Source organism: Anabaena sp. CS-542/02 (assembly GCF_028331085.1).
GTDB classification, from domain to species: Bacteria; Cyanobacteriota; Cyanobacteriia; order Cyanobacteriales; family Nostocaceae; genus Anabaenopsis; species Anabaenopsis arnoldii.
This window is the reverse complement of record NZ_JAQMTM010000019.1, coordinates 1-20,677: the sequence shown is the minus strand read 5'-3', so window position 1 is coordinate 20,677 and position 20,677 is coordinate 1. Positions and strand designations below refer to the sequence as shown.

Below are 20,677 nucleotides of genomic sequence, written 5' to 3'. Positions count from 1 at the left end.
TGGAAATATCTAATTACTCAGTTACATCATCTTTTTCGGTATCTTTTTCGGCGTTTTCCTTGTCATCTGCAAGGCGGTAAAGGAACTCACAAGTATCTCGAATTAAATTGATTTGACGACCTGCTAAACGAGCGCGATCGCCCGCAAATGATTTCTCAAATACCTCCTGAACAAAATATCTGGAAAAATCTACAACAGCTTGGCGTTCTTGTTCACGGTTACTCATTACCCAACGTCCTTCAGCAGTAGAAGCATGAACACGGTCCATGAGTTTAAACACTTCCGCCGCCACCGCCATTACTAATGTTTCTCCCTGAAAAACACTAGACTCAGCTTTAAGAATAGTTTCAGATGCCATATCTATGGGTTTCAACACAGCATTAGATTTGGGATGATAACGCTTATTAGCGCGGTAAAATTTCCGGTACAAATCTGTTAATTTTTGCGGATGATTTAAGCTTGATTGTTCTCCCACAATTAACTGCTCCATATTTTGATCAAATTTCACATGAGGGTCAAAACAAGGGTAAAAATGATAGGTATAAAGCCTAACTTTTGCAATTCTGGCTGTTTCCACTCCTTGGTTACGCACCCAGCGATTGAGATAAGCAAAAACATTCAAAGGACTGGTTTCAAAATCCTTAGCTAGTTCTGCAAACTTACCCCAATTCGCATCGTAACCAGTTTTACCTTGTTTAGCATTGACATCTAAATGAATAGCATAAGCCGCCGTTAACACATTTAATGGTGCTGGGTATTGAATACTGTTTTCTTCCCAACCTTCTAAAATGTAATCAAGACGAAATCTATCCCTTTTGACTAAGGCGCGGAAAGCATGGGGCGCACTATCTAAAAAAACGCTTTCCTCAAATTCAGCACCATCATTAAAAGGTGGAATTGGCGACTCAGAAACCACTGTTTTTACATCTAGAATCATGGGAAAAGCAAAAGCTAGCCAACTCGGCATTATCCAAGATTCAGTGTCGGTACTGTCCTTTCCTGGGGGGAGTGCCATAAAATAAAATGTTAAGGGTTGATCTTCAGGATAAGAAAGCTTAAATATGCGGTCTTTTCCAGCCTGGATATGTTCATCAATGATGAAGGTATCTACCTTTTGGTAATTTGCCTTTTCTAAGTTTGCCTGTAAATCCTTGCTGATGAAATGATTACGTATGCTAGTATCAAAGCGAGTTTGAGCAATACTATTGTATGCTTTTTGTAAAAACTTATTAGTTTCTGGGGTGAAATAATAAGTTGGGTAAAAATAGAGATAGCGGTATTTTCCGTCTTCAAAGCGTTTACCAACTGCTTGAGTTTGATTCATCAAAATTTGCCTGAGCATCATTTCCACACCCGCAATACTGGAAATGTTTCGCTTGGCGTTGGAACCTCCCAACATTTGTTTATTTGTATAAACTTGGGGTGTAAATAAAACTGCTGATTCCATTTGCTCAGTCACGGTGTAAGCTGAATGAGAAATTGAGCAAATAAGTTGCTTTCCTCTTCCTGATTTTTTAGCAGCATTGTAACTATTTAATTCGTCTAAAAATGTCTGACTTTCAGCTACAGGTGATAATTGTTGCTTCCTATTTGGCAACATGACGACGCGATTTACCCACAGTCTTAAATCCTCCCAACCATCGGGTAATTCATACTGAGAAATTATCGGTGAAATCAAGGTTGATAAGTAATCGATAATTTCCTGACAAATTTCGCGGATGTTTTCAATCCCCGGATGAGATTCTAAATATTTAGCCGCTAAATAATACCATTCATAAGGTACTCCCCCAGTATTTCCTTTTAACTTCTTTTCCTTCAGACTTTCGTTAATGCATTGAATTTCCCGAATTGCGGGTAAATATGCTGTTAAATTCCACAACTCGGCGACTTTGTGGGTTAAGTCTAAATCTGGTAATGCTGGTAGTTTTTTATCTTTCTTTCTCGCAGCATCAATGCGCTTAACGGTCTCTTCCCAAATCTTACGAGTGACTAAATCACCAAATTCTGCTATTTGGTCGATGCGGATATCATCTTTAAATGTGAAATCATGGTCAGCAGATAAAACATTTTGTTGCTGAAATTTAATCAGATTTTCACTGCGACTTTGAGCAACGGAAGATTTATTGGGGTTTAATATCCTTAATGTAGCATCTAAAGCTACTTGCATTAAACCTAAATGCTCAAAGAATAAATTGTAATATTCCGCATACTTCATTCCCTTACCATCTCGACCAAATCCTGTTTGTCGCAGACGCAGTTGACCTGCACACAGTGACTTAATACTATTAACTACACGGTCTGATAAATTTTCTTTATTAATGGGCGGTGCATTACGCAATGCTAGATAAATTACACCTGTGGGTAAATACAGTAAAGGTTGATAGTAAATGTTTTCATCAGTGTTGACACTGGTATGAGCATCAATTAAAGCATTATTAACTACATTAGTTAAAACCCCTCTATTTTCAGCAATACTGTGATAGGTAAATTTTAGTTTTCCATCACTTAATTGATGCAGAATCTCTTTGAGTCGGTTATGTTCTGCATCTTGGGGATGTTTGACAATTGAGGCCAGGGAATCAGCTAAACAAGTTAAATGACACAAACTTTTAATAGTGCGATCTTTGAGAACTGGATTTAAGCCAAATTCCGAAAAATTCCAGTTAGTATCCCAGCGTCTTTGTGCATTATAAGCTATGCACAATAAATCATCTAAATATTGCTGATAGGCTTCCCATTTATCTGGGTTAATAAACTTATCAAGTCCTAACTGGTGAATTTTTTGATCAATAATTTGGCGCTGTTCGGTTAAGGGTAACTGGCGACAGTCTGCTGGGACATCGGGAAATTTTTCAAAGTCATGTAAAATAAAGCCTGCAATTACTAATCGGCGTTCTTTTTCTTTCACCAGTCTTCGGACTGTGGTATCAAGTTGTTGTAACCGCTTTTCAATTAAGTTAGCCGGAAATAAACCATTGAGTAAATGTGTATTCAATGATTGGTCAGCAGCATTATCTCGGCGAACTTTACTTTTACCTGCTGCTGCTCGCTCGTGGTCAATTTCATCAAAGAATTTACCGCCTTTGGCTGTAACACCAATCGCTATATTTAGGAGGTTGGGTAAAACATACTCAGCGAAATCAGCCATTACTGGATCATGAGGATTTTGTGCATGAATTGCTTCTCGCAATAGTTTAAGTGTGAGTAATTCTCCCTGAGTTTCAATGGTACGGTCTGAAGAATCACCATCAAAACCAAAGTCTTGATTAAACAAATCATCGTCTAATTCTTCTAGTTCTTGATTTTGATTGTCAAATAAATCTAGCTGGTTATTGTCTGCAATGGCTTGAGTTTTTTTATTCATGATCTACAAATAATGAAATTGACTGATTATTTGTTGCAGGTAAGGAGGATATTATTGATTCAATTTTCTACTTTGTTAAAAGGAAAGCTGGACTAAAGCTTAGTATCTTAAGATGTGGCTTTTTAAGTGACTTATTCAACCATCAGCCAAGCTGTTGGGGATTAAGATTGCTTACGCCTGAGCTTAATACCGCAAGCTGCTACTTTCTTCTTGTAGGGCTTACCTAGATAAATTATCGGATAACCTATGACATTGGTTCCTCGGTTAATAACCTATATTCAACTTGGTTATTAGCAACTTGTTTTTTTTCAATTAGGTAGCCTTTTTTGCGAGCTTCAAATATGGTGTGTCCAAATCGGAAACTCACATTTGTTGCTAGCTCATCGCTAGAATGCCATTTGCCATCCTTAAGAATTGCAATTAATTTCTCAAGGTTTGTCAATTTATCTTTCATAATATTCTCGATTTCACAATTTATGAGTTACATACATAGCAGCCCAAATGCTTGTTATATTTGCGCAGGTAATTGATAGTCTGAACCTACATAAAACGAAACCTGTTATCAAAGAATTTTTCTGATTTCTATAAGCACAGGATTATTCAACACTTCTGCTATTGACATATTCAACCTGACTATGAAATACTTCCATCAGATAAAGCTTTACGAGCACGTAACCACTTAATTAATCCCTATTAGGGATTGAAAAGAATAAGTCTGTGCTTAAAACCGTAAGCTTTTTTTCTTAAATCCCTATCAGGGATTGAAACCTTAAACAATCCATATCTCATCCTTTGCTTTTCAAGTTATAGGCGAGGGTATCTAGCAACAGTGCTGACTGACCAAAAGCGATCGCATAAGGTGCATTAGCATCATGAACGCTGTACTGGTCGCAAATGGGGTAAATCTGAAAGTGCATTGGTAGTCGTAACCGCATCCGCACTTCCGATACAGGGCGACGAATGATGTAAGCAACTAAACCCTGTGTTTTCAGGCGTTTGTTAATTGCACTGATCCATTTATTTTCAGGTTGGGAAATTTCCACCCCAGTTAAAACCTGAACTTTCCCAGTCTCCGCTATTGGTTGTAAGTCTCCCGGATAGGTAAATTTCCAGTTCAGTCGTTCCTCACGGTAGGAACGCAACTTAATAAATGCGAGACAATGAGCAAATCTACCTTTGGCTATGGGTTGTTCTGTGCGTTGTGCGGTTTCTGCGAGTGTCCGCATAAATCCTGCCTCTGTCCACATTTCAATGTCTAAATTGCTCAAAATACCTGGTAAATCGTAGGTTTTAAACCTGTCTGCTGGGTTTTCTTCCGTTAAGTCATACAACCCACATTGCAAAGGACTAGAACCCCGAAAACTAACAGCTTCTTCAGCAATGGGATTACCTGGTTTATCTGAGATTGCTTTCCAGTCTCCCGCCCATTGCTGAATATCTTCACCTATGGATTTGAGGCTATTATTAAATACTTGCTCACAGGCTTTTTGAAATTGTTGTCGGCTTTGGGCATACTGTTGTTTAATTGTGCGATCGCTCAATTGGTAACATAGCCAAAATGATTGTACAGTACCCCAGCGGCGATAATAACCATTAAAATCATTTATTTTTCTATAGTTATCATTAATTATGCTGTGAAAAAATGGGCGCTCATAAGTACCATCTACCTGTAAGGGTGGTGAATCTCCCTGAAATAAACGTTCTCCTAAAAAGTTAGGCACAAGAGCAAAAGCTGTAAAGTGGTTAAACTTAATCATTTGACCATCTTTCTCATAGCCATCATGTCTACCTAACCGCCCCAACCGTTGAATAAAATTACCTGCATCTGATGATTCAAACATCAGAAAATTGATTTTAAAATCAACCCCTACATCAATTGTGCTGGTACCGATAACTAAATCAGCCATGAGACTGCGTTCTTTTATTTCCTTTCCAGAAAGCCCTGTATTTTCTCCTACTGTTAGATCATAAGGTTGAAAAAAATCCTGAAAAAATGCCGTTAAGCGCTTGACTGTTGCAATGGAGTTGAGAATAATTGCTCCTTTACTACCAGGATAATTTTTAAACTGAGATAAAATTAACTCCCTATTTTCTTTGAGCCAATTTTCCGAAGCTTTAGAACTAGATTCTAAAGGAATAAAGTTGAGGGTTATTGTTCTGGCTACCTGTCGCCAACCCTGTGTTTGTAGTTGCTTTTCTTGGTCTGGTGTGGCAGGAAATTGATATTTATTCTCCGCAATGGGATTGATCACCTGACAGCGAAATCCTGCCTGTTGCAGTCTGCTAATTAAGTTTGGATCTGGTGTAGCTGAGAGAAAAAGAAATTTTTTACGCCGATTTGTACAGCGAATTAACAACATTGTATTAATTACACTGGCAATTTGGGGGGCTGTAAAAACATGAAATTCATCAAAAATAAATAAGCCAAAATCTTTATCAATCCTACCCCATAATTTATCTGGGCTATCAACGGGACTTATATAAGCACCTCTATGCAAATAGTGAAAGATATCAGGATTAGTCAGTAATACTTCTCTTTGATTTGCGAGAGTTGCAATCGCGGCCGCTTTTTTTAGTCCTTCATTTTCCGCATAAATTTCTAAGTCAGCCCCGCTTAATTTGGCTACACGCGGCTCATTTTCTGGTTGAAGTTGGGCAATATATCCTCTAATTTGTGTTTCTTGGTCTCGTGCAAGTTCGTTAGTTGGGTAAAGTCCAATGGCGGAAGATTGACCTTGAATCACTTCTAAATAAGCCGCTAAACTTTTACCGTCCCCTGTCATGGCTGTGTTAAACACTACGTCAATATTTGAATCCCGTAGTGCTTCTAAGGTAGCTAATTGATGCCAAGAAAGTGACCAATTTTCAGGTAATTTCACGCCGTCAGGTGTGGGGACGGTTTGAGAATAAACAGGCTTGAGAGTAATTTTCCAATCTGCCGACATTCACTTAAATAGTGTCCGTAAACTGTTGTTATTTCTGATCATGCCATGCAAAATAGATGTTAGCAAGATATATCTGGATAAAAGTGTCCGTACAAATATGAGTCGGAAAGGTCAGTCTATAACTCTGTCTTTAAAGGAGCGGGATAAAGCAGAACTGGAAGCCATAGCTCTGCAATTTGGTATGATGTGGGGAAATCGCCCGAACATATCCAAGCTCATAGAAGCTATAGCCCAACGTAAGTTACGCATTGGTAACAATAACAATTGGACAGAAGACAGGATTCGAGCATTACATCGCTGTATAGGTGCATTAACCGACATTGGACAAGTAGAACAAGCCCAAATTATTGCTCACCTGCTTCTAGAGCGCTGCGAACTGTCAGTACCATTGCGAACGGAAATCGAAGGTTTTCTAGAAAATCTCCCCCCACCTTGGCGGTTACAAATAGATAACTACATTCTGCGACAGCAACCATTTCAGCTTTCCTACCAAGATGCAGCAGGGCGCGTACTGAATTTTACGGTGCGCCATGCTCGGATTACCCCCCAGGAAAAGCGCCAATATCTTAACTGCTGGTGTGAGGAAACAGAAGGAAACTCTGATATCCCTGAGCTGATTCATAACTGGACTTTACGCTTAGATAGAATTACAGATGCGGCTGTAACTTCCATCCCTGGTAATTGGCATTCTCAGTTAGATACAATAGAGGTGGAAATACATATATTTGGCGGATTGGCTTTTGGTTATCAAGCCAAACCGGAAGATCACATCAATGAATGGTTACCAGATCAAGCAGGGGTTCGCCGAGTTGTGAGGACAATATCAAATACCTTTTGGTTTAGCCGGGAGGTGATGCAGTATGGGCCAGACTGTGTAGTAATTCTACCTGAGAATGTGCGCGATCGCCTCAAGGAAAAAGTTCGCAATCTCTGCAACTTATACGATATTGAAACCACAAGTTAAATCCCACTCCCATAACATCATCCCCATCTTCAGAGGTCTTCGACTCTCCCGTGAAATTTATCCTAAAATCTGCGCAATCATCCGATTGGCTTGGGAAGCATAACCACCGCCAAATAAATTGAAGTGATTGAGAATGTGATAGAGGTTATAGAGGGTTTTTCTTTGCTGATAACCTGGATCTAAAGGAAACACTTGGTTATAACCTTGGTAAAACCCAGGGGGAAACCCACCAAATAATTCTGTCATGGCAATGTCAACTTCTCGATCGCCAAAATAAGTAGCTGGGTCAAATATCACAGGTTCTCCTGACACGGTAAAACCAGCATTCCCACCCCATAAATCACCATGTACTAAGGATTGTTGTACGTGATGACCTGCTAATAAATCAGGAATAGCCGCCAGTAGTGCATCTTGCTGAGGAAAACTACCCCCCCGTCGCCTAGCTAATTGAAATTGATAATTTAAACGATATTTGGTATAAAATTCTGCCCAGTCTCCTGTCCAGGTGTTGATTTGAGGTGTGGAACCAATAGTATTATTAATTTTCCATCCAAAACCTTTACTACTAATGGCTTTGTGCATCGCGGCTAGTTTGCGCCCCATTTCTTCCCATTTACCGTTACCGCCTCCCATTTCCAGCCATTCCAAGACGATATAGCTATAGTTACCAGCAGTACCCCAACAAATGGGTTGAGGTACAAGAATGGTATTTGTAACCAGTATTTCCTGTAAGCCCAGCGCCTCAGCTTCAAACATCCCCACTTGAGATGCTTGATTTAGCTTCACAAAGTAAGTTATATCTCTATCAGAAATAGCATAACCTTGATTAATACAGCCACCACTAACACCGCGCTGGCGCTGAGTTTGAAATTTTTTGCCGGTGACTTGGCTAATATGGGTATCAATTTCAGTCCACATTTTCTTAGTAGGGTTTTAAGATCACTACCCCATAAGCATCGGGAGAAAGATACTGTTTTGCCGATCGCATTAAGTCAGTGGTATCTTGGGATTGAATATGATAGGGATAATTAAAAGCAGGTTCTAACTTTCCTATCATAGATTGATAGTAACCATATAAACCAGCGCGATCGCTTGGGGTTTCGTTACCAAATATATACCTATTGGCTACCCGCCGCCGCACCCGAGCAATTTCTGCTTCTGAAACTAACTCTGTATGTAGTATACGAATATGTTGGGCGATCGCCTCCTCCACAGCTTGTAAATTTTCCACAGCACATTTAGCGGTAATATAAAATGTCCCTTGTAACTGATTAGTCATATTACTAACACTAATAGAACTTACCAGTCCCCGTTCTTCCCGCAAATCTCGCACGAGTCTTGATGTGCGTCCATGTCCCAAAATACCCGCCAAAACATCCAACCCATAAATATCATCTAGCTGTCCCAACCCTGGAACCCGCCACACCATGACTAAACGTGCTTGCTGAAGACTGTCATCGACAAATTCCCGACGCACAATTTCTGTAAACGCAGGTTCAGGATTAACTCTTAACTGTTGAGTATTAATTGTTCTGTGTTCACTATGACTAAATCCCTCAGCTACAGTTGCAATTAATTCTTCTACGGGTAAATTACCCACAGCTACGGCGGTAATTGACTGGGGTTGATACCAAGTTGCGTGAAAGTCGCGCATTTGTTGAGCTTGCAGTTGAGAAATTACCGCTTCTGGTCCCAATACTGGACGGCGATAGGGTAAATGCTCAAAAGCCGTCTCCATTGCTCTTCTGAATGTCCGTCGCTGGGGATTATCTTCAGAACGGCGAATTTCTTCTAAAACCACTAAACGCTCCCGTTCAAAGGCATGATCAGGAATACTGGCATTAAGGACTACATCTATTTGTAATGGCGCTAGCTCTACAAAGTCTTTGGGAGCAGTGGTTATGTAGTAATGAGTGTAATCTTGGCTAGTGGCTGCATTAGTCACAGCACCCCGTTCTTCAATTCGACGTTCAAACTCACCACTAGCTAATCGGTCAGTGCCTTTAAAAACCATATGCTCTAAAAAGTGAGCCATGCCATTAATCCTATGAGATTCTACCGCCGAGCCTACTTTGATCCACAAGCTGAGATTTACAGCTTCTACTGGCATTTGCTCTGCGACTATGGTTAAACCGTTAGGTAATTGGTGGAGTGTGGGGGCGTTTATCCGAGGGAATTTTGCCAGAGTTGAGGTCATGGGTGGTAGGGGAGTCACGGCTTTTTACTCTTTCATCTTATCCACTAATTTTCATCTGTATCTTGAGGAGACTGTTTAGGTTGTGAATGTCACCCGGCTTTTTTTTCCCAGATGAAGTAAAATTATGAGTAGTAATATTAAGAATTATAAAGATAAATATCAATGACCAATATTTCTAGTCACAAAACTAAATCCCGCGTTGCTGTTATTGGTGCAGGTATCGGTGGACTGACTGCGGCGGCTTTATTGGCCCATAGGGGTTACAGTGTTTTAGTTCTCGACCAAGCCTTAGTTCCGGGGGGTTGTGCTTCCACATTTAAACGTCAAGGATTTACCTTCGATGTGGGGGCGACTCAGGTTGCTGGGTTAGAACCGGGGGGAATTCATCACCGCATATTCTCGGAATTAGCTATAGACTTACCAGATGCGACACCCTGTGATCCTGCTTGTGCTGTGTATTTACCTGGAGAAAGTACACCAATTAATGTTTGGCGTGACCCCCAAAAATGGCGAGAGGAACGCCAAAGACAGTTTCCTGGTAGCGAACCTTTTTGGCAGATGATGTCTGTGTTATTTGAGGCTAGTTGGCAATTTCAAGGGCGTGACCCAGTATTACCACCGCGTAATTTGTGGGATTTATGGCAACTAGCTCAGGCGGTGCGCCCAAGTACATTGATTACAGTACCCTATACGTTATTTACTGTGGGCGATGCTCTAAGGTTTTACGGACTGGGTAAGGACCAGCGTCTGAGGACGTTTTTAGATTTGCAATTAAAACTGTATTCCCAGGTTAGTGCGGAGGAGACAGCTTTACTCTATGCTGCAACGGCGTTGAGTGTCTCTCAATTACCCCAAGGATTATTCCATCTCCAGGGTAGTATGCAGGTACTCAGCGATCGCCTGGTGACATCCTTGGAACGAGATGGTGGTAAGTTATTAATGCGCCATACTGTGGAAAAAATTCAGGTAGAAAATGATCAAGCCCATGCTGTAGTTATTAGAAACCAGAAAACAGGTGAAGTCTGGACCGAAGTAGTAGATCATGTAGTTGCTAACGTCACCGTGCAGAATTTACTGCAACTATTGGGAGAAAAAGCCCCTGCTGGTTATCAAAACCGTGTGGAAAAATTACCCCCAGCTTCGGGAGCCTTTGTGGTTTATTTAGGGGTAGATATAAGTGCTATTCCCCCCGGTTGTCCCCCCCATTTACAATTTTTGTATGATGTTAACGGCCCGGTTGGTGAAAATAATTCTTTGTTTGTTTCCGTGAGTCATCCCGGAGATGGACGCGCTCCCGAAGGTAAAGCCACAATTATCGCTTCATCATTTGTCGATCCTACACCCTGGTGGCAAGGTGAGAATTATCAACAGTTAAAGCAACAGTATACAGAAGATGCGATCGCTCGTCTTGGCCAATACTTCTACCTCAAACCAGAAACCATTATTCATGTAGAAGCTGCTACACCCCGCACCTTTGCCCATTACACAGGGCGCGATCGGGGTATAGTTGGTGGTATTGGTCAAAGAATACCCACCTTTGGCCCTTTTGGATTTGCCAATCGTACACCCATCCAGAATTTATGGTTAGTAGGTGACTCAACTCATCCAGGAGAAGGTACAGCTGGGGTCAGTTACTCAGCGCTGACAGTAGTTAGACAAATTCAGGCGAAATTTTAGAATTAACAGATTTCTAGTTAGAAGTTAACATTACGTATCTGTGTTCATCTGTGGTTGAATTGCAAAAACCAACATATCTAATTCCAGTCCCTGATCATAGTCTTGTCATTTTTAGGTATTTTGCATCCAACTTTTCCATTACAAGTGTTAGGTTTAAGCTGTTTAAGATGCTGGACTTAATTGGTCGCTTTTCATCCCAAAAAATCAGAGATGAATAAAACTTGATTACCGATGGAGAATTCAACATATCAAAGGTCTTGTGTGCAGTCTCCTCATTCTCAAAACTCAGGAAGTAAACAGTATCATCAAAAACGACAGGCTTACTAACTATATGGCTAATTAACCGAAATTCTAACCTCTTATAAAGACCACAAATTGCAATTTTCCAAGGTTCAAAAGTATACGCACCAACACCAAAAATAGAAAACTTGGGATTACTTTTGTATATTTTACTCTTGCGGTTATCTAAATAACTTGCATGAGACTCTAAATAACTCCAGGTTTTAGGAGCTAAATGTTTTATAGACTCAGTTGATTCACCAACAAATTTCTGAGTCACTAGGAGATATCGATCAGTATTTTTTATACGATTTTGAGCCACATCCGAACCTTTAATTAAAGGAAACACATAAGTTTCTTCAATATCAACAGTTTCTCCTAGTCCATTTACAAAAATATTATTATTTTTACGCAACTCCATGACATTCGAGCAATCATGTTTAATCCCAGAACGCCATTTCTTTTGATGATTGACATCATATAGTTGACTGAATTTTTCAAAAGAAACTATATCTCTTATGAGGAGATTATGGCGATAACCTATTGTATAATATTCTGAGCTTCTCAAACTACTAAATACATTACAGCAGTAGTTTTTAGAGGTTGAATCAAATTTACAGAAGAATAGACAGGCGTCCACAGATGCATCAAAATACTTTTTTGTATCTATGCTATAACTTGCACAGTCAGCCAAATTAAGATTATTAGAATAAAGGTAGCCCAATAACTTTCTGGAAACGGAAGTTTTGCAAAGCATTGCTAGGTAAGCATTACGCCCTTGTAGCCATTGTATAGACTGAATTAGCATCCATTCGGAAATATCAAAGTTACTCTTACCAGTTATAGCGTCCAAGCCTCTGTGATTTTGAAAATTACTTTTTTTGGGTAGGTTTGTGCCACCAATTCCTCCTTGTTGCGAACTAGTCACCCAGAGAAAATTACCAAGCACGAGAATTTGTCCATGCAATTGATTTACATATGATAACCAATTAAACTCAAAGAAGTTGGCATTTTTAAGCTCAATCCTGTTATCTTCTAAAAATAGTTTTTCCGTGTGTGCATTCTGTAAATAATCTGAGTTTATCTCTACTCCAATAATCTTTTTAGTTGATGGAAATAAACGTGCAGCAGTCTTAATAAAATTACCAACTCCGCAAGTGGGATCAATAATCACATCTGGATTAACACCAATTTCTATCAACTGCTGACATACTTCTTGAGCGAGTTCCACCGGGGTTTGGAAATCTCCATATTCTATTTTTGTCTGATCACCAGTCTGAATCATTGGTTAGCCCTGTAAACAGCAACTATGCCTTTTTCTTGTCCAGCACGCTCAATAACTCATCCTAATTGTAGTCGCCATTGCAAGGCATTAGAAATAGTTAAAAATCCTTGCAAGGGAGGGTTAAGCAGGATTTCGTCTGCGATGTTAGATGCTTCAATTTCATCAACAGGCAAATTTCTATCATACATAAAAGCAATCAAGTCATCTTTGTTACCTTGATTTTCCAAGATGCTCCGAATTCCACGAGTCATCTGAAAATCTGCCGTTCTTTCTGTACTGGCGTAAATTGTGTGCTGAATATTTAAATTTGCAGTCTGATTTGTACTTTTGTCTGTCTTATCATAAACAAAGATGATTAGTCCATATCCCAGTCCAAAAATCTTTTGTCTTGCAGATTTATAAGGACACGATGACTGTGGTTGTTTAATGCTTGTGACTTTAATATCAACTAATAACTGGGGAAAGTCAATACCACTAGCTGAATTACCCTGAACAAAATCATACTTCTGTTTGAGATAGAGCTTAAATTTCTGCTCTAGATAATATGTTCCAATTGCTTTCCCATCAGTAACACCGTAAAGTAATGGTTCTGGGTGTCTAGACTCAGCGACTGAAAACACTGCAGCTTCAGTACATAGGGTTTCTATGGTCAAAATTTTCATGGTTGAAGCAAAAAACAATATTAATTACGGCATTTCTGGTCGATCCAGTAAATATCCTAATATCATAAATCTTCTGGGATTGCTATCCTGACAACCCCCCTACCTATTTTGACTGTTGTGCTACTGCAAAAAATCAGTACAAGTAATAAATTTTACCTATAAAATATAGGTTTGTCTTAGGGAAGACCAGGAATCATAGCTACTTTAATCACCTCACGGGCTTTCATCTGGTAAAACACCTGTTCTAAGTCCTGTAGCGATCGCTCTTGACTGATTAACAATTCAAAAGGTATTTTACCACTAGCTATGAGTGAAAGAGCTGCCCGCACATATTCAGGTGTATTATGAAATACCCCTTTTAAAGTCAGTTCACTATAATGTAACTTTTCTGTGTCAACTGTAATACTTGTGTCTCGGGGACAACCACCGAATAAATTTACAGTTGCACCAGGACGGGCGCAAGTGATGGCGGTTTCCCAGACACTAGGCACGCCTGTAGCTTCAATTACCACGTCAGCACCCCATCCCTGAGTAATTTCTTTCACTACACCGGGAATATCCGGGATGTGATGATAATTAAATGTGTGTGTTGCTCCCAGTTGTTGACCTATTTTCAGTCTGTGGTCATTACCTCCCCATAGGATAACTTGTGATGTCTGAGCTAATACAGCTACAAACATCAACCCAATCGCCCCATCTCCCAACACAACCACCCGGTCATGGGGTTGCACATGAGAACGAGCCACACCATGCAAGACACAGGCTAAAGGTTCGGTCATGGATGCTAAGGATAAAGGCAACCCATCTGGAACCCTTAACATATTATGTTGTACTATTGCCGCAGGAATTTTGAGATATTCGGCAAAAGTGCCGTTGTTCCATGTAATGTTGGGACACAAAGAATACTCCTGTCGTTGACAAAAGAAGCATTTCATGCATGGTGCGGAATTATTAGCGACAATGCGATCGCCAACTTGCCAATCTCTCACACCAGTACCCACAGCCACAATTTCCCCCGCAGCCTCATGACCAAACAAGGTGGGGAGTTGCAGCATTTTGGCATGGCCACCACGCAGCCAAACCTTTAAATCTGTGCCGCAGGTGGTTGCTACACCCACTTTAATCACCACTTCACCACTAGTAGGAGTGGGTTCAGCCACCTGTTCTAAGCGTAAATCTTCTTGACCGTAGAGTAATGCTGCTAACACAGCTTGGAACCTAATTAGTTATTTACACTTGATTTTATCAGATTGTGGCAGACACTGAGAAATTCTCCCTAGTCTCTGAGTGTAGTTTGAGGTACAGCCTCATGGTGAGTTTCACCGGGCGTACGAGCCACACGAGCTACAGTTAACATAGGTATCTCTTGGCGACAGGATTGGCAAAACCAATACAACTCATTATGACGGATATGACGCAGGAGGGAACCACCGCAACACGGACAGATGTTGGACATCATATTCATAGGATCCTTCTCAAGTAAAGTTGTTTAAAAGTTGGAAAAAAAATTTAATTAAAATCTGACCTGATCTGTATCTAAATAACTATTTTCAAAGGCCAACCAAGTTTAGCAATGGCGATCACCTGTTTAAGACCCTTTTCCAACAGAAAAGCGGCCTAAAAACGCTAGATAATAGGATTTTTATGGTTGGACTATGAAGGGATAATCCTGAGCTTCTATACCGTTATAAGTAGCGACATAGTTAAGTTTAATTGGCTGCTGGGCTTTGCTAATACTGACATAAGGTTGCTGGCGATAGTAGGTAAATACTTTTTGAGGATCTCGGATAATCAGGATTGTACAAGATGTGGAAAGTAAGATTTGATACCAAAGCGTAACTCTTTCCCTTTGGCGAACGAGTTGAGCGATCTTCATCAGTTGTTTTGGTTTACGTGGTGAAGAATTACTCAGAATAAGTATTTACATCAGCTTCTCAAAACAGAAAATTCGTACTTACTTTTTCTGATATAAATTGACCCCATTAACCTTTGGGAAGCCGATGTTAGTTAAGGTTATAATTAACCATTACCAAGAGAGTTTCCCAGATCGAGAATGGCTAATTAGCAGCCATACCTTTAGGATATACCTGAATTGAGACTGGTTGCATCTACCTTGGGGATCATGCCATAGTTAGTATTTTTTGTATTGGCAGTTACAGAATAATATTTCCTGTAGCTATTAATACGAAAAGTCTCAGATATTTGTAATTTTTATTAACCATAAGTTAACCAAAATAGATTAACTGGAGTCATGTAAAATAATTCCTGCCAAAACTAGTTAAAAATTAATATTTTTTTCCATAAGCAAATGAAAATAGCCACTTGGAATGTAAACTCAATTCGCACTCGCCTGGAACACGTGATATTTTGGTTAGGGGAAAATCCCATTGATGTCCTCTGTTTACAGGAAACAAAAGTTGTAGATGTGGACTTTCCGCGATCGCCTTTAGAAGAATTGGGCTATCATACTTATTTTTCGGGACAAAAAGCTTATAATGGTGTAGCGATGATTACTCGTCAACCACTTAGCAATATTAGCGCCGGTTTCACGCCAATTCTACCCAATATTGACCCACTATGGGATGTGCAGAAGCGCTTGATTACAGGAGTAATTGATGGTATTCGCATTGTAAATGTCTATGTCCCCAATGGTTCGTCCGTGGGCAGCGAAAAATACGAGTTTAAGCTACGCTGGCTGATGGTACTAAGGGAGTATTTACACACCCTTTTACTTTCACAACCTGCACTCTGTATGTGTGGTGACTTCAACATTGCCTTAGCTGCCGAAGACATTCATGAAAAAGCTAATACAGACAATCATATCATGGCATCCGAACCAGAGCGCCAGTCTTTACGAGATATCTTAGATTTGGGGTTTGCTGATGCCTTTCGTAAGTTTACCACCCAAGGGGGACACTATAGTTGGTGGGACTATCGCGCCGCAGCTTTTAGGCGCAATATGGGTTGGCGAATTGACCATCATTATCTCACCCCAATACTCTATGAACGCGCCAAAAGCTGCATCATTGACCCTACCCCCAGAAAATTGCCCCAACCTAGCGACCACACTCCTGTAATTGTCGAATTTTAGATTAGGGTTAGTAGGTAGTTACTGTTTTCTTAACTAATACTAACAAATACTCACATTTACCCAAAATTTCCTGTCATGTTTTCGCTTTGTGACAAAATTGCAGTAAAATTACTGTATGCTACTAGGATTCAAAACTCAACTCAAAGTTAACAAGCAACAACGACTACTACTGGCGCAACACCCAGGAGTAGCCAGACACGCTTGGAATCAAGGTTTAGCACTTTGTCAACAGGTATTATTACATAACAAACTTAATCCTCAAGACAAAATCAAATTTCCCACAGCTATAGATTTACATAAATGGTTAGTAGCAGCCATTAAATCTACCCTTCCTTGGTATTATCAAGTTTCTAAATGCGCCCCTCAATACGCATTAAGATATCTGTCAGATGCCTTTAAATCCTTCTTCAAAAAAAGTAAAGGCTTTCCTAAATTTAAGAAAAAAGGGAGACATGATTCTTTTACCTTAGATGGTGCAATAAAAATTGATTATAGAAAAATCAAAATACCCGTAATTGGTTGGCTAAAAACTTATGAAACTCTCCCGACTGAATATAAACCGAAATGTGTCACCATCAGTAAACAAGCTGATAAGTGGTTTATCTCGTGGGAACTGGAGGTAAACCCAAAGTCAACACCCAAAAATCAAGAGTTTGTAGGAGTTGACTTAGGCATAAATCATCTAGCAACATTATCAACAGGAGAAGTATTTGATGGAGCAAAAAGCTATAAAAAGTATGAATCTAAATTAGCAAGAATGCAATATTTGAACCGACATAAACTCAGAGGTTCAAATAATTATAGAAAAGCCCAAATCCCCATAGCAAGACTACACCAAAAAATAGCTAATATCAGAAAAGATAAATTACACAAAATCACAACCTATATCAGCAAAAACCACGCGGTGATAGGGATAGAAGATTTGAATGTATCTGGGATGTTAGCGAATGGGAAATTATCAAAAGCTATATCAGATATGGGCTTTTATGAATTTAGAAGGCAGTTGGAATATAAAACACAACTGTATGGCAGTAAGTTAGTAATTGTGGATAGATTTTATCCCAGTAGTAAGACTTGCTCAAGTTGTGGAGAAAAGAAATCATCTCTGTCATTATCTCAAAGAGTGTTTAAATGTGATAGTTGTGGCTTTGAGAGTGATAGAGATTTAAACGCTGCGATTAATTTAAAAAAAGAAGCGGTCAGATTGATCGTGTTAGCCTGTGGACTAGATAGTGCCGACACTGCTAGGCTGAAACAGGAAGAAAAAGTCAACTTTTGTTAGCATTAGTTAGCTTTTTTGTATCGGTGTAAATGGAATTCATCACCCAAAATCCTTATGTTTCTGGTAACTGGAGCAACGGGAGGAATTGGTCGCCGAGTAGTGCGACTCCTACGCTTACAAGAAAAGTCAGTGAGAGCATTTGTCCGCCTCACTTCGCGTTATAACGAGTTAGAACACCGAGGAGCAGAAATCTTCATCGGTGATTTGCGACAAGACCAGGATATTGCAAAAGCTTGTCGCGGTGTGGAGTACATTATCAGCGCCCACGGTTCTGATAGTGACTCCCTCTACTTGGATCATCGCGCCAACATTGAACTCATTGATCAGGCAAAAGCTAATGAAGTTAAGCACTTTGTGTTTATCTCAGTATTAGGAGCTGAAAGGGGATATGAAGATGCTCCCGTGTTCAAAGCCAAAAGAGCAGTAGAAAAATATTTAGAAGCTAGTGGCTTGAATTACACAATTTTACGCCCCTCTGGATTAGCATCGAATTTACTACCATTGGCAGAACAGTTTCGCGAAACAGGTTTTTATCTGCTCGTTGGTGATCCTAAAAACCGTAGTTCGGTTGTTAGTACTGATGATTTAGCCAGAATAGTAGTGGATTCAGTCAGAGTTGAGGGCGCATGCAACCAAATATTACCAGTGGGAGGTCCGGAGATTTTATTGCGTGAGGATATTCCCAGCATTTTTAGTCGCATCTTCAATAAGGAACCTTTAGTCATTCATTCTCCCCTATTCGTTGTTGATGGCTTACGGTCTACCCTGGGTTTATTTAATACCCAGGCACAACAAGCTCTAGGAACTTATCGCACATTGCTGGCCAATGAATTTTTCTGTCGAAAAGATGAAATAGCTAACTTAGAGAGGATTTTCAATTTTCACTTAGAAACTTTAGAGAATTTTCTGCGCCGCTATCTTGCAGTTTGAATTAGTGGGTGAATGGAGATAAGGAGGTAGGGAAGAATAAACTTCCCATTCCCCATTCCCCATTCCCCATTCCCCATTCCCCATTCCCCCATAATCTAAAATTTTATGAAATATTCCTTACTCGCAAATGCTGCTCAAGCGCGTCAAACAAAACAACAATTTGCTAAACCAGAAGACCAACTATCTTATGAAGTCGGTAAGGCTGTACAGGAATTGCCCCCACTATATACCAGGGTTTTGGCAGGAACACTGAGCTTAGTGGTATTTGGAGCGATCGCCTGGGCGAATTTCTCTCAAATAGATGAAGTGGCGATCGCACCGGGGGAATTAATCGCCTCTACACAGGTGCGACCAGTAACATCTTTAACTGGAGGCTCTATTGTCAAAGTCAAGGTACAAGAGGGCGATCACGTTATTAAAGATCAAGTTTTGATTCAACGTGACCCAGAATTGAAGCAAACAGATGTTAATCGCCTCACCCAATCGGCAAAATTAATCTCCCAAGACTTACAGCGCTTAGAAGCCGAACGCATTGGTACTACAGATACTGGGACAAAACTACAAGATGAACTTTTAGCATCCCGCCTTGCAGATTACCAAGCACGTCAAGCTGTGACCCAAGCAGAAGCCAATCGCCAACAAGCAATTATTGCACAGATACAAGAACGCTCTCTTCGCTTACAAGAAAACCTAGTCAACGCTCAAAGCAGCTTTGAAAATGCCCAAACTAATTTACTTAACGCCCAAAATGTCGTTATTTCAATAGAAAAAAATGTGGCGATCGCTCAAGAAAGAGAAGAAAATCTCCGGACTCTGATTGCTCCGGGTGCATTACCAAGAATTGACTACTTAGAGGCGCAAGAAAGATTAAATCGCGCCAATACAGACATGACCAGAGCAAAGGATGAAGTAATTAATGCCCAGAATAGATTAACTGAGATTAAAGACAGAATAGCATCCTTAAAAAGAGAGATTGCCGCCCAATCCCAAGAAATGCGTCAAGCAGAACAAGCCTATCAAGGAGTTCGCCAACAGTCCCAGCGTTTAGCCTCTGAGCGCCAAAGTGAAATTTTAACCCAAATCAAACAGCGCCAAGAAGAACTCAGCAATATCAACGGTCAACTTGAACAAGCAACAAAACAGCAAGCCGGGGAAACTATCAAAGCCCCAGTTACAGGTACAATCTACAAAGTTAAAGCCACCCCCGGCCCAGTACAGGCCGGTGAAGAGCTACTGTCAATCTTACCTACAGGCGAAGAAATATTATTAGAAGTTAAAGTTCGGAACCGTGATATTGGTTTTATTCGTCCAGGTATGACCGCAAAAGTGAAAATGGCAACTTTTCCCTTTCAGGAATTTGGCACCATCGATGGGACAGTTGTCCAAGTTAGTCCTAATGCAATTATCGATCAAGAACTGGGTTTAGTTTTCCCCACCAGAATACAGCTAACTCAACATTCTATAAATGTCCAGGGCGAAAAGGTGGCTTTTACTCCTGGAATGGTTGCTAATGGTGAAATTGTCACTCGTCAAAAGTCAGTTTTAACTTTTATTATTGAGCCTGTGACTCGCAGATTTAGTCAAGCATTCTCAGTCAGGTAAGCTGATCCGACGCCTCACAGAAGTTTTTCTTTCTAGTCACCCCTACCATGTACACACAAGTCGAAGTAAATTACAAAGGGTCTCGGGTGTACACCCCAGTGCAAAAACCTTTCATTTGACTGGGGTTTGTTATCAACGTTAGTCCCAAGGCTAGTAAAATTGACGATGATGCGTTGCATTAAGTGACAACACACCTTACACAACAGCATTTCCAGTATTTAATCATTTGTGTGTACACCTCCTAGCCCTGCTCCTGCCTTATAGCAACAGCCAAGGTAATTTAAGCATAAACTATAAGTAGTCCCTTTTCATGTGAAGCGATCGCTTGCTATAGGTATATGCCCAAGTCGTACAGTTACGACCTTCGTCAAAAGGTCATCCAAGCTATTGAACTCGATG

The 20,677-nt window shown here is 40.2% G+C and carries 15 protein-coding genes and 1 pseudogene; 6 read left to right on the top strand and 10 right to left on the bottom strand.

Annotated features, from left to right (window positions below; all coding sequences use genetic code 11):
- Positions 1-13 precede the first annotated feature (13 nt).
- The 3 genes and pseudogenes from cas10d to cas3 all read right to left on the bottom strand — a co-directional run bounded on the left by cas10d (position 14) and on the right by cas3 (position 6,309).
- Positions 14-3,364: a type I-D CRISPR-associated protein Cas10d/Csc3 gene (gene cas10d, locus PN447_RS01655; protein ID WP_271760278.1), complete on the bottom strand. Its 3,351-nt coding sequence runs from the start codon at positions 3,362-3,364 to the stop codon at positions 14-16.
- A 244-nt stretch (positions 3,365-3,608) separates the two neighbouring features.
- Positions 3,609-3,818 carry a hypothetical protein gene (locus PN447_RS01650; RefSeq protein ID WP_271760277.1) on the bottom strand — a complete coding sequence of 70 codons (210 nt, stop codon included), beginning with the start codon at positions 3,816-3,818 and terminating at the stop codon, positions 3,609-3,611.
- Positions 3,819-4,133: 315 nt separating this feature from the next.
- A pseudogene (gene cas3, locus PN447_RS01645) lies at positions 4,134-6,309 on the bottom strand (type I-D CRISPR-associated helicase Cas3').
- A gap of 97 nt (positions 6,310-6,406) precedes the next feature.
- Between cas3 and PN447_RS01640 the strand changes: the two are divergent.
- Entirely contained in the window at positions 6,407-7,273 is an 867-nt protein-coding gene (locus tag PN447_RS01640; protein WP_271760273.1) for a helix-turn-helix transcriptional regulator, read from the top strand.
- 57 nt (positions 7,274-7,330) lie between these two features.
- On the opposite strand, the gene PN447_RS01635 is transcribed toward PN447_RS01640, so the two are convergent.
- Together PN447_RS01635 and PN447_RS01630 are read right to left on the bottom strand one after the other, a co-directional pair.
- Positions 7,331-8,191, bottom strand: coding sequence for a fructosamine kinase family protein (locus PN447_RS01635; RefSeq protein ID WP_271760272.1), 861 nt, complete (start codon positions 8,189-8,191; stop codon positions 7,331-7,333).
- A 4-nt stretch (positions 8,192-8,195) separates the two neighbouring features.
- The gene (locus PN447_RS01630) at positions 8,196-9,470 is read right to left on the bottom strand and encodes a M16 family metallopeptidase (protein ID WP_271760377.1); all 1,275 of its coding nucleotides are present in this window, start codon (positions 9,468-9,470) and stop codon (positions 8,196-8,198) included.
- Between the two features lie 162 nt (positions 9,471-9,632).
- Here PN447_RS01630 and crtD point away from each other — a divergent pair, with 162 nt between their 5' ends.
- Positions 9,633-11,147, top strand: a complete 1,515-nt coding sequence (gene crtD / locus PN447_RS01625; protein ID WP_271760270.1) for a C-3',4' desaturase CrtD — start codon at positions 9,633-9,635, stop codon at positions 11,145-11,147.
- 94 nt (positions 11,148-11,241) lie between these two features.
- Here crtD and PN447_RS01620 read toward each other — a convergent pair whose 3' ends face one another.
- From PN447_RS01620 to PN447_RS01600, 5 genes are all read right to left on the bottom strand, one after another.
- Positions 11,242-12,711 carry a class I SAM-dependent methyltransferase gene (locus PN447_RS01620; protein ID WP_271760267.1) on the bottom strand — a complete coding sequence of 490 codons (1,470 nt, stop codon included), beginning with the start codon at positions 12,709-12,711 and terminating at the stop codon, positions 11,242-11,244.
- 56 nt (positions 12,712-12,767) lie between these two features.
- The gene (locus PN447_RS01615; RefSeq protein WP_271760265.1) at positions 12,768-13,373 is read right to left on the bottom strand and encodes a restriction endonuclease; all 606 of its coding nucleotides are present in this window, start codon (positions 13,371-13,373) and stop codon (positions 12,768-12,770) included.
- 176 nt (positions 13,374-13,549) lie between these two features.
- Entirely contained in the window at positions 13,550-14,581 is a 1,032-nt protein-coding gene (locus PN447_RS01610) for a zinc-dependent alcohol dehydrogenase (protein WP_271760263.1), read from the bottom strand.
- Positions 14,582-14,649: 68 nt separating this feature from the next.
- Positions 14,650-14,838, bottom strand: coding sequence for a hypothetical protein (locus PN447_RS01605; RefSeq protein WP_271760261.1), 189 nt, complete (start codon positions 14,836-14,838; stop codon positions 14,650-14,652).
- 177 nt (positions 14,839-15,015) lie between these two features.
- Positions 15,016-15,249 carry a hypothetical protein gene (locus PN447_RS01600; RefSeq protein WP_271760260.1) on the bottom strand — a complete coding sequence of 78 codons (234 nt, stop codon included), beginning with the start codon at positions 15,247-15,249 and terminating at the stop codon, positions 15,016-15,018.
- Between the two features lie 432 nt (positions 15,250-15,681).
- On the opposite strand from PN447_RS01600, the gene xth reads away from it, so the two are divergent.
- From xth to PN447_RS01580, 4 genes are all read left to right on the top strand, one after another.
- Positions 15,682-16,464 (top strand): exodeoxyribonuclease III, encoded by a 783-nt coding sequence (gene xth / locus PN447_RS01595; protein ID WP_271760258.1) that lies wholly within the window; start codon positions 15,682-15,684, stop codon positions 16,462-16,464.
- Positions 16,465-16,579: 115 nt separating this feature from the next.
- Positions 16,580-17,746 carry an RNA-guided endonuclease InsQ/TnpB family protein gene (locus PN447_RS01590; RefSeq protein ID WP_271760257.1) on the top strand — a complete coding sequence of 389 codons (1,167 nt, stop codon included), beginning with the start codon at positions 16,580-16,582 and terminating at the stop codon, positions 17,744-17,746.
- Positions 17,747-17,800: 54 nt separating this feature from the next.
- Positions 17,801-18,676, top strand: coding sequence for an SDR family oxidoreductase (locus tag PN447_RS01585; RefSeq protein WP_271760256.1), 876 nt, complete (start codon positions 17,801-17,803; stop codon positions 18,674-18,676).
- A 105-nt stretch (positions 18,677-18,781) separates the two neighbouring features.
- Positions 18,782-20,278: an HlyD family efflux transporter periplasmic adaptor subunit gene (locus PN447_RS01580; RefSeq protein WP_271760253.1), complete on the top strand. Its 1,497-nt coding sequence runs from the start codon at positions 18,782-18,784 to the stop codon at positions 20,276-20,278.
- Positions 20,279-20,677: the final 399 nt, after the last annotated feature.

Excerpts from the sequence above, each read along its gene's own strand:
- cas10d (WP_271760278.1), bottom strand. The coding sequence starts at position 3,364 with ATGAATAAAAAAACTCAAGCCATTGCAGACAATAACCAGCTAGATTTA.
- PN447_RS01650 (WP_271760277.1), bottom strand. The coding sequence starts at position 3,818 with ATGAAAGATAAATTGACAAACCTTGAGAAATTAATTGCAATTCTTAAG.
- PN447_RS01640 (WP_271760273.1), top strand. The coding sequence starts at position 6,407 with ATGAGTCGGAAAGGTCAGTCTATAACTCTGTCTTTAAAGGAGCGGGAT.
- PN447_RS01635 (WP_271760272.1), bottom strand. The coding sequence starts at position 8,191 with ATGTGGACTGAAATTGATACCCATATTAGCCAAGTCACCGGCAAAAAA.
- PN447_RS01630 (WP_271760377.1), bottom strand. The coding sequence starts at position 9,470 with ATGACCTCAACTCTGGCAAAATTCCCTCGGATAAACGCCCCCACACTC.
- crtD (WP_271760270.1), top strand. The coding sequence starts at position 9,633 with ATGACCAATATTTCTAGTCACAAAACTAAATCCCGCGTTGCTGTTATT.
- PN447_RS01620 (WP_271760267.1), bottom strand. The coding sequence starts at position 12,711 with ATGATTCAGACTGGTGATCAGACAAAAATAGAATATGGAGATTTCCAA.
- PN447_RS01615 (WP_271760265.1), bottom strand. The coding sequence starts at position 13,373 with ATGAAAATTTTGACCATAGAAACCCTATGTACTGAAGCTGCAGTGTTT.
- PN447_RS01605 (WP_271760261.1), bottom strand. The coding sequence starts at position 14,838 with ATGAATATGATGTCCAACATCTGTCCGTGTTGCGGTGGTTCCCTCCTG.
- PN447_RS01600 (WP_271760260.1), bottom strand. The coding sequence starts at position 15,249 with ATGAAGATCGCTCAACTCGTTCGCCAAAGGGAAAGAGTTACGCTTTGG.
- xth (WP_271760258.1), top strand. The coding sequence starts at position 15,682 with ATGAAAATAGCCACTTGGAATGTAAACTCAATTCGCACTCGCCTGGAA.
- PN447_RS01590 (WP_271760257.1), top strand. The coding sequence starts at position 16,580 with ATGCTACTAGGATTCAAAACTCAACTCAAAGTTAACAAGCAACAACGA.
- PN447_RS01585 (WP_271760256.1), top strand. The coding sequence starts at position 17,801 with ATGTTTCTGGTAACTGGAGCAACGGGAGGAATTGGTCGCCGAGTAGTG.
- PN447_RS01580 (WP_271760253.1), top strand. The coding sequence starts at position 18,782 with ATGAAATATTCCTTACTCGCAAATGCTGCTCAAGCGCGTCAAACAAAA.